The following is a 15018-nucleotide window of genomic DNA, read 5'->3' as shown; positions in this document are numbered from 1 at the left end:
AACAAATTTAAAAAAATGTCCACTTTCTGTCGTTTTTTGTCCACTTTAATTACACATAAATATTTGTTATTTTTATTTATATTAAGTCTTCATTGTTTTTTTATCATTATTGCATGTTTTAGTTGACAAATATTATTCGTTTTGATACAATTACAAAAACCGACCAGCGGTCTTTTTTAGAGGTAAAAATAGATGTCAAGAATAGTCAAAGCCAGCATTACAAAACAGAAGATCACAACAACAGCCACCGTCCTGTTTTCCCAAAAGGGATTTGAAAACACGACCATGATGGATATTATGAAATCTACCGGATTATCTAAGGGCGCTTTATACCATCACTTTAACAGCAAGCAGGAAATTATGGAATATATCATTGCTCAAAGAAAAGAGGCTATAAAAATTTTGTTTGAGAGATTAGTTGAGAACAGGGATTTGAATTCCGTAGAAAAAATTGACCTGCTTGTAAGAGAATTACAGAGGGATGACACTCTTTTTAATCTAACCCAAAATCATTGGGCGGAAAAGGTTCCTTATGCTTTATTGGATACCTTAAGAAATTCCATCAATGTTTTAAGTAAATACGTGGAAGAGATAATTCGTCAGGGAAACGCGTCCTCGGAATTTAACTGCAGGTATCCCAAAGAGGTGGCAGAAATATTTATACTTCTATTTGATATTTGGCTGGATCCTATCATCGTCAACAGCACATATATTGAAGTATATCATAGAATCCAGTTTATTGTGACAATGCTGCAAAAATTCGAGACACCTCTCATTAGTGAGACCAGTGAAAAAATAATAAAAGAAAGGTTAAAAGAATATTATGAACAGTAAAAAGAAAATCCTAATGGTCAACCTGCCCTTTTCCGGTCATACCAACCCCACCCTTGGACTCGCAAAAGTCATAATCAGCTTAGGGCATGAAGTCACCTATGTACAGGCTCCTGACTGGAAGACAAAGGTGGAAAAAACAGGGGCTCACTTTATCCCCTATGATGATTATCCTGAAACATTATCCCCCTCTCAAAAAGAGCTGAAAAGCTGGGGCTCTGCTTATCAAACAGTGAAACGAATTGGCCGTGATTATGATTGTCTTATTTATGAAATGTTATTTTTACCTGGCAAGTCTCTGGCTGATGAACTGGGAATCCCGGCATTCCGGCTGTTTTCCACCTTCTCCTTAAATGAGCACGTTCTCCATTATTTTGGTCAAACAGGGGGATGGTATATGACCTGTATTTTCCGGCATCCTTTTTTATGCAGCCTGCTTTCTAGGAGACTTCAAAAAAAGTTTCATCTGCGCTATAACAGCATTGCAAAAGAAATGGTCGACAATGCTCCCCCTTTAAACTTCACCTACACAATCAAAGAATTTCAAATTTTTTCTGAAGAATTTGATCCATTTCATTATAAATACATAGGAGCAGCAATCAGTGACAGGCCGATTGATCCATCCTTTCATTTCCCCGAGCTGCGCTCTCCCTTAATTTATATCTCTCTAGGCACACTTTTAAATAATTCCACATCCTTTTTTAAAAAATGTATTCAGGCATTCAAGGATAAACCTGTGACTGTAATTATATCAATCGGATCGCTTGTGAAAGCAGAAAAGCTAGGTTCCATCCCTGATAACATTTTTATCTATCCCTTTGTACCCCAGTTAGAAATTTTAAAACAAACAAGTGTATTTATCACACATGGCGGAATGAATAGTGTCAACGAATCGATTTATTATGGAGTTCCTATGCTTGTAATCCCAGTGGGAAACGACCAGCCTGCAGTGGCAAAACAAATAGAGACCCTGCACATGGGGAAAACACTGTCAAAAAAACATCTGACTCCTGAAATCCTGGCAGATAATGCATTGCGTATATTAAATGATGATTCCTATCAAAAAAGCATTCAAATCTATCAAAAAAGCATGCTTCATGCCGGTGGCAACAATCAGATCGCAGAAGAAATCCTGGAATATTTAGGTTGATACACTTTTAAGCAAGCTTATTAGTTAAATGCCAAAACCGCAGTATTTTCATTATTGATTTTCGTTCAAAGATAAAAAGGGCTTATATATAAACGATGGTTTCAATGAAAAACTGCGGTCCATGCATTGTGATTTAATTTCTAAGAATCTTTTCTATTGATTTCCCTTTTGCCAGCTCGTCCACCAGTTTGTCAAGCCACCTGATTTTCTGCATGAGCGGGTCTTTAATCTCCTCAACACGATGACCACAAATCACACCTGTGATTTTGACTGCATTGGGGTTTATCTGAGGGGCTTCCAAAAAGAAGGTTTCGTAACTAATATCCTTTTCAATTTGTGCCTGCAAGCTGGAAATCTCATAGCCCGTCAGCCAGCAAATCACGGCATCAACTTCTGATTTGGTACGCCCTTTTCGCTCTGCCTTTTTAACAAGCAACGGATAGACAGAGGAAAACGCCATTTGATATACACGCTCATTTGTCATGATGTTACTCTCCCTTTCTCTTTCTGCTTAACATATCCTTAATTAATGATTTCCCCTTTGCTATTAGCCAGCTTTTCACGCCATTGACGCACTTGCTCCGGGGTCTGCTTTAACCATTCTGTTTCTTCTCCTACAATCCTAAGAGGCTCTGATGAGCGGTAAGAACGTGTCAAATTGCCAGGGAATTTCTTATCTGTAACATTAGGGTCATTTTCAAATTCCCCGGTTGGTTCCACGATATAAATTCGTTCTCTTCCCTCTCCTTTTGCTAAGGAAGCTGCAAGCCCTGCTCCATTTAAAAGAGCAGTAAAATAGATATGGTTCATCTTTAATTCGGGTTTATAATTGGATTCTCCTCCTGGTGTCAATAAATCACCGACCTGTAAATCTGCTTTTGTTCCATGATAAAAGGGACCTTTATCAGTGGGGGGAGCCTCATGCACTTTTGATAGCTGCTCATTCATTTTTGCCTTATCTAAATCGCCCATATCCTCATAGCATTTTGCAATGTTTTGATATAATGCCGGGAAGGCACTTTTAGCGCTTTCATCCTTCCATTTTAAGGCGAACTGCAAAGATGTTTCAAACCATTTCAATTTCTCTAAATTATCCAATTGGTGCCTGGCTACATAATACGCTGAAATAAATCGTTCAAAGTCATTGGTTGCTTCACTCCATGCTTTACGAAAGGATTCACCTGCTTCTTTGAGTTTACCGTTGTCTTCCATACCCATTCCTATCATACATAATTTAACAATGTTATTGCTTGGATCAAATTGGATCTTCATTTTATCATACCTCTCTTCTTATATTCTGTACATGATTGCCTTCTGTTATTTGACCTTTCGTTAATTTCATTTTCATATCACTTGGTTTAGCTGTAAGCAATCATTCCTGTCATGATTGATTTACAACTGTTTTATATTAACAAATATGGGATGTTTTAATGCTTATCTGTTATTTTCGTCATAAATAAAACCTTCAAACTGAGTTATATTATTATACATCAGTTTGAAGGTCTTCACAAACATTTAATCCTCTAAGACACCCTATATCAAATAACCTTTCTGGGGGGCCTAACTATTCATCCCTCTAAAATTGTATATCATTTACATACATTGATGTTACCGGATATGCAAAAAACAAATTAATCTTTGGTGTAAAAGTTGTATTTTTATTATATTTATAAATTACTTGCCAGCTGCTTTTTAGCGGCATATTCAATGAAACAAGGCCGTTCTTATCCCATGAATAGTTGTTCAAAGAAACCGTACTGCTTTTCGATAGATTTTTTACTGTAATTCCATTGACAGAAGTGCTTTTTACCCCACTCATTGATATGGTGTATACGACGGAACCTTCCGGTATCGTATCCTTTGACCGCAAATCAAAGGGCACTGTAACATCCCTGCCACTCATATTGATACTTCCTAATGAGACAGTACAGCTTGCGACTGAATAAGTAGGTCCGCCAACCAATAATATATAGCTTGAAGATGCAGATGTCATACCTTTGACTTTAACATAATAAAATCCGTTTGAGGATACGTTAAAAGGATATCCGATTGGAAATAACCGACTCTTAATATATGTACCTGAAGTTACTAAATTACCATCAGAATTATATATTTCATAATCAAATGGATTATCGTTACAGGTAACGTATTGTATCCCAGCATTTAAATAAACCTTATACCAGTCTTCATCTGTTTTACTTGTATTTCCCTTTACTACATATTGGTTCGGTCTGCTGCCGCTGGCAACCTGGGCAGCTGTCTCATAATTCGCCTGGATAAGTTGTGCCGTTTCCATACTATCATTCGGCTCTGTTTCATTTACAGTTTGTGCTTTCGCAGTGAAACCACTTACCCATAGCATACAGCTGACCATAGCAACTGTAGTTAATACTTTAAAGCTTTTGGTTTTCCTTATCATTGAACCAACCTCCACATTTTAATACTGTAAGATATTTAATTTGGACAATCTTTCAATAACTCACCTTATCATTTTATGCGATGGCGGGGACATTTATGTCATTTCATATCTTCTTCCTTGATCTCTCATCCCAGGATGGATATATTTCCATATCATAGCGATATGCAGGTACATGGTCCGTCACATAATAACCTGTTTCCTCGTAAAATGGCTGATCTCCACCAGTCATGCCTTTGCAATCCGGATATTTTTCCATAACACGATTGGAAGCCTCATTTAATAACGCAGTCGCCAATCCTTTTCTCCGTTCCCAAAAAGCAACTCCCAGTGGTTCTAATTCACTATAGGGCATTCTCTTATCATACCATATGATTGCCATAGCTACAGGTCTGTTTTGAGGATCTAAAATGCAAAGATCCAGGTATGGATCATAATGCTTTTCTTTGCGCATTTCAAAAAATGCTTTTGCACAATCCGGCACCTCACGAATGCTATAGTTAAATGATGCCATATGTACATTTGCTAAATAAAATGCAGGTGTTTCGTTTCCATCAGCAAATCGATATCCCTCTGGAAGCTTAACAGGATATGGATACGGATCAAATGTACGAATGCGTATCCGCTCTCCCCACTCTTCTTTTACAAAACCTTCCTCTAAAATCAGCTTTGACAGAGTAACGTTCCACTCTGGAATCAGGATACGAACAAAACGTTTGATTTTATTCTTATCTTCCACACATGACATGGTTGTTTTGGCAAAATGAATCATATCATTTAGCAGTTCTTTATCCTGGGCAAACTTCTTCTCTCTAAATAGAAAAAAGACGGTTCCATCATCATTGCCTTCATTCATTGCACAGGCAAAGATGGTATTATCAAGAAAATACACGCCAACGGTTCGCTCCCACACATTTGAATAACGTAAAAAAGATGGGTGCAATCCATTGGTAAATTCCAGTCGGCTCAGACCAAAAGTGGGATTCTCCCATTGATATGAATTTAAAATCAACTCCTCAATATCGTCAAAATATTCTTTCTTATAAAAATCAAACCTGTATTTCATTATCATATCCCCCTTAAACAAATTCCAATACAAATTTTACTTATTCCTTTCACACATTGTATCATATATCACTGCCTTTCTTTAAAAATAATTTGTGATATTAAATCAAGTACGATCAACATTATATATGATACCACTTGCCATTTCTCGTAAAATCGGTTATTTTAAACCGATGTGGAGTATTTTCAGGAGACGCAATACTAATTACGATAAAGGAGATTAATAATGGGAAAAATAATATTCATAGATGTAGACGGAACATTGGTGGATTACGAAAACAATCTACCTCAGTCAGCTGTAGAAGCGATCCGAAGAGCCAGAGAAAATGGTCATAAGGTTTATATAAGTACAGGCCGCAGCAAAGCAGAAGTATATCAGGATATCTGGGATATAGGCCTGGATGGTATGATCGGCGGAAATGGAAGCTATGTGGAAGATCATGGTCATGTCATAATGCATCAGATGATTACAAAGGAACAATGCAAAAATATTGTGGATTGGTTACATCTTCGGGGACTTGAATTCTATTTAGAAAGTAACAATGGACTTTTTGCTAGTGAAGCATTTGAAACCAGAGCAGAGGTGACGATTCAGGAATATTCCAAAAGAAAAGGAAAAGAAGACACAAATCACTTGACCGTTCGGGATGTCTTCCCTGATATGATATTCGGCGGAGAACTTTATCGCAGTGATGTTAATAAAGTCAGTTACGTTTTGGACTCCTATCAAGATTTCCTGGATACGAAAGAACATTTTCCTGACTTGGAATCAGGCACATGGGGCGGGAAGGGGGAAGAAGCTCTGTTTGGAGATTTGAGCACAAAAGGGATCAGTAAAGCCAATGCAATCAAGCATTTACTAACCTTTTTACAGGCTGATCTTTCAGACACGATAGCTTTTGGCGACGCAAAGATAGATATACCAATGCTACAATACTGCTCTTATGGCGTTGCAATGGGCAGCGGAGGAAATGAAATTAAAGAAATGGCTGATTATATTACGGATGATGTAGATCAGGATGGACTGTATCAGGCATTTATCAAGTTGAAATTGATTTAAGAGACCAGATTGCTCGATAGAAAGGACCCGCTGCGGCAAAAAGCACCTCAAATGTGGACTGAACGAAAGCAGACATTTGAGGTGCTGGCTTGAGAAGAATTGTAATAAATCTTTTTTAAGAAATTTCTCTTTTCAAACATATGGCAGCTGCCATTTCCTTCACTTTTGGATATTTACTATTGCGTGCCTCTGAAATAGCTGAAATATATGTTTGATCAAAATGATTATTCATGTAATTTAGTACGTTTACTTGCCATTTCCATAGCTCATCAGGGGCAAGGTAAAAGAATTTAGGTTGAATTTTCTCCTTATAGATCTCCTCATCTATGTTTAATATGTTTTCTATCGTTACTACGTCTGCTAGTTCTTCTAACTTAGGGAATTTTTCGGTGCCTCCCCATGTTCCATGATTCATGGGACAAACATCCTGACAAATATCACAGCCGTAAATCCAATCCCCAAACTCTGCAGCCAAAGGCTCATTTAATAGATCTCTTCCCCCAAATGTTGTTAGAAAAGAGACACATTTTAAAGGATTCATGGCATACGCTTCGCAAAGCGATTGGGTCGGACAGGCTTTCATGCAGCGGTCACAGTTTGGAGGACAAGGTTTCAGCTTCGTCTCTTCAATCAGCTCCATTTCACAATCCACTAGAAATGCTTCCAAACCAATCCATGAGCCTGATTCTGTATAGAAAAAGTTATTACGTCGAATGATTCCTAACCCAGCCTGTAAAGCAGCCCAACGCACCCCAACGATTCCAAACTTTCGGTTGACCGCTGTACGCATTCCCAACTCCTGCATATATTGTTCCAGCAGAATGCTGTTTTGAAATTCCGTTGTACTTTCATTCACACGGGTATCCATTAAATAATGTTTTGCAATGTGTCCGTTCAATGATTCTGGCACCTCGTATTTAGAATATGGTTTTACCAGAATCACGATTGATTTTGCCCAAGGATACTCCTCTTTGAATTTTAAAAGGCGCTCCTGACCTTGATAAAAGGGTTGGGACCCTGGTATCTTTTGTGTCCGTTCATGAAACTTTTCTTCGTATCCAGACATCATTTCCACCGGGATGATACCGCATTTTTCATAACCAAGCTCAAGAGCCTTTTTATGTATTAACTGTGCTTTTTTATCCATTTTAGATTTATATCCTCCCCTATTCTATTTTACCCATATCAAACTTCATTTGTAATCATCATAGTTTCCAGCTTCTATAAGAAATGCTTAATTGCATTTATTCTTTCTTAGTGATATGATATCATTCATATATGATTCATTCAAATTGATATATTTGTATTTATAATTCAATATAATTGAACTATTAGTGAGGTGACTACTTTGGACTTTAAATATCTTTATACCTTTAAAACAATTGTAGAAGAAGGCAGTTTCATAAAGGCCGCAGCAAAACTTAATTATACCCAATCTACTATTACATTTCAGATGGGACAGATGGAGCAGGAATTATCAACGAAATTGTTTGAAAAAATCGGCAGGCGCATGATGCTTACAAAAGCTGGAAAGCAGCTCGTACCATATGTAAATGATGTTCTTACATCCGTCAATAAAATGCGTTACTTTGAAAATGATCTTGCAGAATGTCAGGGAGATTTGCAGATAGGTATTGCAGAAACCCAGTTATGCTATAAAATGCCGCCAATTCTCAAGGAATTTCATCAGCAGGCTCCCAATGCCCGTTTATTTCTGCGTTCCATGAATTGCTACGATATTCGTGATGAGCTTATCAATGGAACTCTGGATATTGGGGTATTTTACGAAAATGTAAGTGGATATGGATCCAATTTGATCACTATCCCAATGGGGACCTTTCCAATCATATTAGTGGCTTCCCCTGAAACAAAAAATCGTTATCCGGATTTTATAACACCCGATCAGAAAATTCCAATTTCATTTATAATTAATGAACCTAATAGCATTTTCAGACAACTTTTCGAACGATACATACGTGAAAAATCTATTCTTTTAGATCACACCATAGAATTATGGAGTATCCCTACGATTAAAAATCTGGTTAAGAGCTCTGTCGGTATCTCGTTTCTGCCCAAATTTTCCGTACAGGAGGAACTTGACCGCGGAGAACTGGTGGAGATACCCACAGATTTATTCAATGTACAGGTTTCTGCTGTCTGCGGTTATCATAAAAACAAATGGATCAGTCCACTGATGCAGGCTTTTATAGATCTTTGTACGGCAAAATAATTGTTATATAAGAAATAGCAGCCTGGACATAATGTCATGTGACCGGGCTGCCTTATCTTAATGCTCAAACTTAAATTTTGATATAATCTATGGCTTACGTCTAATAAGAATCCCATTACTTGCCGTAGAAGGAAGCTCCACACTTCTTATATCTACAAATCCAATTTTTGTCAACCACTCCGTATATTCGTAGGGGAATGCAATCACTTGGATTAATTGTCAATTATTTTATTTCAATCTTTTGAAATATTCATTTTTTATGTACTTTATCTATAGTTTTCCAACTTCTTTTTATTAAGATTTGTATTCGCTATATTTATGGCATTTTTTTTAAAAGTATGTTATAATATTACTAAATTTTTACTAAAGGAGAAAATGCATGAAAAAGTTTTTGGTTGTATTAATGACAGCTACATTTGCTCTAAGCAGCACAATTGTTTCACTCGCAGGGGAATGGAAACAAACAGGACACGGTTGGTGGTATGATAACGGCAACGGAAGTTATACTATCAATAATTGGCAGAAAGTAGATAACAAATGGTATCATTTCAATCAAGACGGTTATATGAGTACTGGTTGGGTTTCTATAAGTGGAAAATGGTATTATTGTAATGCAAATGGGGAAATGGCTCGTGACGTATGGATCGATGGAAAATACTATGTAGGTTCAGATGGAGCAATGTATGTAAATACTACAACTCCTGACGGAAAAAAAGTGGATCAAACCGGATTGATTATAAATAATAATAGCACCAATTCCGAATACAGTGAATTTATTGGTACATTTAGTGATGGTTCTTATGATGAAACAGGAAAATTTGAATGGTTCGAGGAACTTACAATTACTAAAATTGAAAATGGAAAGATATATGGAAACTATAATCCTCTTTCCAATTTTTACACTATAAATGGTGACTTTAGTAATGGCGTTGCTATCACAAATAATATATTTACAATAACTGTCAATTTAATAGATCATACTAATAATGATAGAAAAAGTACCTATACTGCTACCTTTGAATTAGGTAAAAGAGATGGAAAGCCTGTATTACTTCCAGATGATAACAACAGCGGTAGTTTGGTAATCTATAATAAGGTAAGATAATTTAACTCAACAAATAACTAAGGCCAGATGAAAAGAATCCTCTTCTCATCTGGCCTTTCATAAATTTTAATGATACATGAAGCCGATAAAGAGCCGGCTTTTTTACGTATAGGTTATTCTAATGATTGCAGGGATATCACTAAACATTAGCATCTGTAGCAAAAGCTTCTGAGCCCATCGGAGAAATAGTGACATAAAGGCGCAGCACATCGTCGCCTATATTTATGACCTGCAAGCTTTCCTGACCATCAACCTGCATTAATTCACCTACCTGTAAAGAGGTCTCTTTACCGTCCGTGACAACCTTAGCATTGCCCTCCATGACCTGTAAGAATAGAGTTGATTCCATATGGGTGTGTCCTGGTAGTATTTCTCCTTTTGCTATGTTTAGAACAAAGGCAATCACATCATTGCTTTTGTATAGCATTCTTTTTGCTATTTTTCCTTCTGGCTCATGAAAATAATCATTAAAAACATATTTGTTCATAGGTAAATCCTCCTTTAACTTAAGTTTATTTTTTAGAGTATTCCAACTATAGTATACAATAAATAACTTACTTCATGCAAATAAAAACATTTCACAAATTATATCTGAGTTAGGTTTAATATTATTCACACATCACGGGGCGTTCTCGGCTTTTTCTATTAATAAATGTTGAATGACGATATTCATATAGGAATGTATAAATAACTTAACAAAATACATATATCTTTCCTTTATTATACAATGGACTTGTGTCAATAACGTAGACACAAGTCCAATATAAAATATTATTCAATTTATTAATGATGCCATTTTACTATTACCTCTGACAATTGGAGTAAAGCAGAAGTCTCTCATCAAATTTAAATTTAGTCAGGCATTTATATGGTTTCTCGTATATCTGCCGTCTTGGACAGCGCCCCAGACAAATCGGCAGCAAGGAACAAGTCTTACAGTCCGTAATATTCCATGGATCAAATCCCTGGTATTCATTTGGCTGATATTCATCCATGTGATCCAGTGTTGCTTTTACATCCGGACCTTGCCCAGTCTCTGGCACACAATGGTAGATATTACCGGATGGGTCAATCGAGTAGCTGTTTTCCGTAACAGTAGCGCAGGGGTATAGCTGTGGCATCGGATAGCTGTAGACGGTAAATCCCTGTTTAAATATATATTCTTTAAAATCCAGATCAAATTCCAGGTATTCTTCGGTAGTTAAACAAGAGTGAGGAATACAATCTACAATGCCGTTTTTACCCTCTAAAAGTCCCAACCTTAAATCGATCCGATCATCAACTAAATCATGTTTTTTCAACTCATCAACGACATAATAAGCCTCTTTATAGTTATCCCGGTCAATATTAATTCTAACACAAAGATGTTTTAACTGCTTTATCAGATATGGAATTTGAGTATAAATTCTGTCATAAAATTGAATTCCTTTTTCAAGGGAAATTCCTTTATGCCTTGCAAAGGTTTCTGGAGTTCCATCTAATGTTATCTGCATATTCGTAATATGTAAGTGCTTTAATCGGCTGATATTATCAAGATTAAGCAAAGAGCCGTTAGTAATGATACCTGCATCATACATAGCATTTTTTTCATTACATATTTGCTGAAAATGCTTTGTTAAATTTTCTATCGTCTGAAAAGCCATATAAGGCTCTCCGCCAAACCATTGAACCTCCAATAGTCCCCCTTTCACTAATTTATCTTTGACAAGTCCTATTAACTTTTCCTGAGTGCCAGCAGACATGTCATTGCCTTTTACAGCGTTTTTCTCAAAACAGTAAGAGCAGGAAAAATTACATCTCATAGTCGGTGATAGTACCAAGACCAGACGTTTATTATTATGGATATTTTCTAAGTATTTCTGATGCTCCGCTTCTATTTCATCAAAATCTGCAGGTACTAGAAATGCTTGTGACGCAAGAAGCTCTATCAATTCTTTCTGACTGGCAGTCCCTGTTTCTTTCACCGAATCAAAAATTTCCTGTATTACAGTAAATTGTTTTGGTGTGAATTTTAATAATTTTCCGTTAATGCTTGAAAATAGAAGTACATTATCCTTTACCTTATAAATACTGGTAAAGGCAGAGCATTTCCATGTTATCTGGTCACTGATTGTCATTTTACATACCCCCCTTTTGTTAATTTAACCTTAACCCAAGTTTCATTTGTTTGTAGCAGTTTGGAGGAGCGTCATATACAGTGCCATACGAAAAGAATGCATTACGATAACAATACCCCTTTTCCCAGTGACAGGGTTCAAATTCGTCACAGGTCTCACAGATGGTATTCTTAAATTTATCTCTTGGGGGATAAATAAAATCAAGCATTTCTTTTCCGTTCCATACTTCCATGATAGTTTGGCGGTTTAAGTCTCCTACGTAATAGGATTCTTCCTGTTTCATTTGCTCACAAAGAATGGCTCGCCCATTGGGAGCTATACCAAGCATAGTCCAACCACCCCCACAGCCGGAACGGTTTGTCCACACCTGCTTTTTAAGATCCAGTGACCAGTTACCGCCTAAATCCATTTGATTTAGATCATCACTGATATCGATATCAGGGAACTGGGAATGAATTTTCTCAAGTTGGATTTTAGCCTCATTAATTGCTTCTTCATTCATAAAATATTCATCCTTATGCCTAAAGAAGGATCGGGCATACTTTACAAATTGAAATCGCCTTGCACCTCTTGCATAGAAAAATTCAACTATTTTATACATTTGGTCAACATTATAAGGCATAAGGACCCCCTTAACCTTGGGTGAAATGCCTACTTCCATAAAATTATCAAAGGTTTCCGTTATATTTTTTTTGAAATTGGGATTTCCTGTAATTACCTTCACTTTTTCATCATCCCATGCATCTACGCTTAGCTGAACTTTCCGCTCACCCACGTACCTGACTTTATTCTTAAAACCAGCATCCATTAAACGTCTAACATGCTCTTTTGTAAAATGGCCTTTAGTGGATAACAAAAATAGAATGTCATTTTTTACTAATTCCTCTAAGAAATCAATGCCGTCTTTTCTGGCTATCACATCCCCTCCATCAAGGGAAATAAGCTTAATATCCAATGCCTTCATTTGCTGTATAATCTTTTTCCAATTCTCCAGGGACATTTCTGGTTCTCTTTTTCTGTGAGCATAACAATAAATACAGTTAGTCTGACATTGGTCCGTAAAAAAAGCCATGAGGCAGATAGGCGTCTTAAGACGTTTTTTATTTCTAATATCCGAAGAACGATCTCGAAATTTATCTGCGGAAACAATAAATTCTCTTGGATCATAACTACATGATTGAGTAATTGGTTCATCGGACATAAGATAAAGTCCATCTTTTCCAATACCTGATTGTGTCGGATATTTCCGAATGGTAGTATCCAGACTCGTTAAAAGGTCTTCTAGATCCTGCTCACAATTGGGGAAATATTGATTAAAATCTGCTTTAACATCTGAAAATTTACGGGTTCCATCTAACAAGGAAAGAACAAAACCATAAAAAGGGTTGATCGTAATGAATTTTGATTCTATAAAATCCAAGGGATAGAGAATAATTTGATCCTCGTCTTTTTTTAAAATAAAATCATTTCTTATTGCAACATATTCTTTAAAACGGATCGGTGATGTTTCCTGTACCATAATTTCCTCCTAAGGATATTTATTAAGCATTGATTTTTCATCATCATGCGGACATTTCATTGCATTTAATTATATTAACATGTGGCTCTACTAGCTCATACATCAATGAAGTAGCCATAAGCAGAAAACGACTTATTGTAAGAATAAGTCGTTTTCCTTGCTGTAAGTACTATTACACACAAATCATGCAAGTGCAGGCAATGCATGTAGGGCAGGATGCTGAAAATGAATCACTGTCATTATCTGCCATAAGGTTTGAATCAACTTTGTTGCATACAAGAAGATCTTTTACTTCCTGTACCAAATCAGTACTATGTTCCTGTTTCATCATGTAATCACTTCCTTTCCTAAAATCTTAATTAAATGCATCGTATAGAATCTGATATAAATCAGGAATACTTATGCATGAAATTAGCTAATAGAGCCAGATTTAAGTGATTGAAGAATCAACCTGCCGTCTTATTTCATCGGCAAACACGTTATAATAAAAGAAATCTTCATTCTGCCGTTGTGAGCCTGATTCAATATAATATAATTCATCCTTTACATAATAGAAGGTGATATCGGGGAAAATATTTCTCCAATGGGATTTTAATACCTCAACATTGGTTTTCTCCGTTGCTAGCAGACCCCTTTTCAAAAGTGGTGAAAAGGTATTCCAATCTGCATCATCTATTTGATCCTTTCCTCTTATACTAAGAAGATAATTTAATATTTCTCTTGCAGCAATTAAATATTCCTCCGTATTACTTCTTGTATAACGATAGGAGTACGGATAACTTTCAGTTTCTGAGTTTTTTAGTAGCATACTAAAGGTGATATTACTGTCATCTGCAGCAGTCAATAAATTGGCGTGTCCAATATGGGGCAATGAGGCACTAACCTGTGGTTTATAAGAAGTTGTTTTATCAGAATTGTCGTTATTATCTAAACACTGTATTATGTACGAGGTATTTTCCCACCCATTAAAACCAGAAAAAAGTTGATGTGCGTATGAATCGGCGAAAGTATGTATTAAAATAGATATTTTTATTAAAGTACTGTGAGCAGGTAATAGGAGATATTCTTTCCGGGCATTCTTTAATAAGTCCTGTAATAATGATGGAGTATCCATCTTTACAGGTCTAGTACGGTAATTTTTCCTGTTACTTTTATCAATATTTGTTAGCGGTTTTTCCGTAATAAAGTGAAACGGAATCAACATGCTCTTTTGCAACCTTGCATTGCCTGACAAATCTACGGATTGTAATGTGTCAAAGCCTGTTCTCACATTGTTAAAACGCCAGTATTCTCCCGATTGTGTTGCAAGGTACCTGGCGAATTCGGGAACATATTGATAGTTTCTTACGCCGTCTAGTACAAAATCATCAACAAATTGTGAATATTTAGCAATTGTTTGGGCGTCATCGGTATTAAAACCAGCTTTTACTGCAAGAACTTTAACTGCAAAATAATGAAAATTTATATTCATTGATTTTCTGACCTCCATAATATTAGGTTATGTTATAGCTATCCAAAAGTCTTT

14 protein-coding genes are annotated in these 15018 nt (G+C 36.3%); 5 read left to right on the top strand and 9 right to left on the bottom strand.

The genetic code is table 11. The features are described from left to right. Positions 1–192 precede the first annotated feature (192 nt). Positions 193–834, top strand: a complete 642-nt coding sequence (locus OW255_RS06865; protein WP_024836667.1) for a TetR/AcrR family transcriptional regulator — start codon at positions 193–195, stop codon at positions 832–834. Next, positions 824–1981: a macrolide family glycosyltransferase gene (locus OW255_RS06860; protein WP_024836668.1), complete on the top strand. Its 1158-nt coding sequence runs from the start codon at positions 824–826 to the stop codon at positions 1979–1981. Before OW255_RS06865 ends, OW255_RS06860 begins: the two co-directional genes overlap by 11 nt. Positions 1982–2114: 133 nt before the next feature. Here the strand turns inward: OW255_RS06860 and OW255_RS06855 are convergent, their stop codons facing one another. The 4 genes from OW255_RS06855 to OW255_RS06840 form a co-directional block, all read right to left on the bottom strand. After that, entirely contained in the window at positions 2115–2465 is a 351-nt protein-coding gene (locus OW255_RS06855) for a DUF2200 domain-containing protein (RefSeq protein WP_024836669.1), read from the bottom strand. Positions 2466–2503: 38 nt separating this feature from the next. Next, positions 2504–2929 (bottom strand): NAD(+)--rifampin ADP-ribosyltransferase, encoded by a 426-nt coding sequence (arr, locus tag OW255_RS06850; RefSeq protein ID WP_268116581.1) that lies wholly within the window; start codon positions 2927–2929, stop codon positions 2504–2506. A 628-nt stretch (positions 2930–3557) separates the two neighbouring features. Further along, the gene (locus tag OW255_RS06845; protein WP_024836671.1) at positions 3558–4400 is read right to left on the bottom strand and encodes a hypothetical protein; all 843 of its coding nucleotides are present in this window, start codon (positions 4398–4400) and stop codon (positions 3558–3560) included. Positions 4401–4503: 103 nt separating this feature from the next. Beyond that, complete coding sequence (locus OW255_RS06840) at positions 4504–5463, bottom strand: N-acetyltransferase (protein WP_268116107.1); 960 nt, start codon at positions 5461–5463, stop codon at positions 4504–4506. A 225-nt stretch (positions 5464–5688) separates the two neighbouring features. Between OW255_RS06840 and OW255_RS06835 the strand changes: the two genes are divergently transcribed. Next, positions 5689–6522 (top strand): HAD family hydrolase, encoded by an 834-nt coding sequence (locus tag OW255_RS06835; protein WP_268116106.1) that lies wholly within the window; start codon positions 5689–5691, stop codon positions 6520–6522. Between the two features lie 115 nt (positions 6523–6637). Here OW255_RS06835 and OW255_RS06830 read toward each other — a convergent pair whose 3' ends face one another. After that, positions 6638–7669 carry an epoxyqueuosine reductase gene (locus OW255_RS06830; protein ID WP_268116105.1) on the bottom strand — a complete coding sequence of 344 codons (1032 nt, stop codon included), beginning with the start codon at positions 7667–7669 and terminating at the stop codon, positions 6638–6640. A 201-nt stretch (positions 7670–7870) separates the two neighbouring features. Here OW255_RS06830 and OW255_RS06825 point away from each other — a divergent pair, with 201 nt between their 5' ends. Then, positions 7871–8752, top strand: a complete 882-nt coding sequence (locus OW255_RS06825; protein WP_268116104.1) for a LysR family transcriptional regulator — start codon at positions 7871–7873, stop codon at positions 8750–8752. A gap of 379 nt (positions 8753–9131) precedes the next feature. Further along, positions 9132–9857 (top strand): hypothetical protein, encoded by a 726-nt coding sequence (locus tag OW255_RS06820; RefSeq protein WP_268116102.1) that lies wholly within the window; start codon positions 9132–9134, stop codon positions 9855–9857. A 139-nt stretch (positions 9858–9996) separates the two neighbouring features. Here OW255_RS06820 and OW255_RS06815 read toward each other — a convergent pair whose 3' ends face one another. From OW255_RS06815 to OW255_RS06800, 4 genes are all read right to left on the bottom strand, one after another. Next, entirely contained in the window at positions 9997–10344 is a 348-nt protein-coding gene (locus tag OW255_RS06815; RefSeq protein ID WP_024836677.1) for a cupin domain-containing protein, read from the bottom strand. 316 nt (positions 10345–10660) lie between these two features. Further along, entirely contained in the window at positions 10661–11974 is a 1314-nt protein-coding gene (locus tag OW255_RS06810; RefSeq protein WP_024836678.1) for a radical SAM/SPASM domain-containing protein, read from the bottom strand. 19 nt (positions 11975–11993) lie between these two features. Further along, positions 11994–13493: a radical SAM/SPASM domain-containing protein gene (locus OW255_RS06805; RefSeq protein ID WP_268116101.1), complete on the bottom strand. Its 1500-nt coding sequence runs from the start codon at positions 13491–13493 to the stop codon at positions 11994–11996. A gap of 430 nt (positions 13494–13923) precedes the next feature. Continuing rightward, entirely contained in the window at positions 13924–14964 is a 1041-nt protein-coding gene (locus OW255_RS06800) for a DUF6765 family protein (RefSeq protein ID WP_024836680.1), read from the bottom strand. Positions 14965–15018: the final 54 nt, after the last annotated feature.

Origin of the sequence: Lacrimispora xylanolytica (genome assembly GCF_026723765.1) — a bacterium.
Taxonomy (GTDB): Bacteria; Bacillota; Clostridia; order Lachnospirales; family Lachnospiraceae; genus Lacrimispora; species Lacrimispora xylanolytica.
Note: the sequence above shows the minus strand (reverse complement) of the source record. Positions and strands in the feature narration are given on the sequence as shown.

Coding starts and splice junctions, on each gene's coding strand:
- OW255_RS06865 (WP_024836667.1), top strand. CDS start 193: ATGTCAAGAATAGTCAAAGCCAGCATTACAAAACAGAAGATCACAACA.
- OW255_RS06860 (WP_024836668.1), top strand. CDS start 824: ATGAACAGTAAAAAGAAAATCCTAATGGTCAACCTGCCCTTTTCCGGT.
- OW255_RS06855 (WP_024836669.1), bottom strand. CDS start 2,465: ATGACAAATGAGCGTGTATATCAAATGGCGTTTTCCTCTGTCTATCCG.
- arr (WP_268116581.1), bottom strand. CDS start 2,929: ATGAATGAGCAGCTATCAAAAGTGCATGAGGCTCCCCCCACTGATAAA.
- OW255_RS06845 (WP_024836671.1), bottom strand. CDS start 4,400: ATGATAAGGAAAACCAAAAGCTTTAAAGTATTAACTACAGTTGCTATG.
- OW255_RS06840 (WP_268116107.1), bottom strand. CDS start 5,463: ATGAAATACAGGTTTGATTTTTATAAGAAAGAATATTTTGACGATATT.
- OW255_RS06835 (WP_268116106.1), top strand. CDS start 5,689: ATGGGAAAAATAATATTCATAGATGTAGACGGAACATTGGTGGATTAC.
- OW255_RS06830 (WP_268116105.1), bottom strand. CDS start 7,669: ATGGATAAAAAAGCACAGTTAATACATAAAAAGGCTCTTGAGCTTGGT.
- OW255_RS06820 (WP_268116102.1), top strand. CDS start 9,132: ATGAAAAAGTTTTTGGTTGTATTAATGACAGCTACATTTGCTCTAAGC.
- OW255_RS06815 (WP_024836677.1), bottom strand. CDS start 10,344: ATGAACAAATATGTTTTTAATGATTATTTTCATGAGCCAGAAGGAAAA.
- OW255_RS06810 (WP_024836678.1), bottom strand. CDS start 11,974: ATGACAATCAGTGACCAGATAACATGGAAATGCTCTGCCTTTACCAGT.
- OW255_RS06805 (WP_268116101.1), bottom strand. CDS start 13,493: ATGGTACAGGAAACATCACCGATCCGTTTTAAAGAATATGTTGCAATA.
- OW255_RS06800 (WP_024836680.1), bottom strand. CDS start 14,964: ATGAATATAAATTTTCATTATTTTGCAGTTAAAGTTCTTGCAGTAAAA.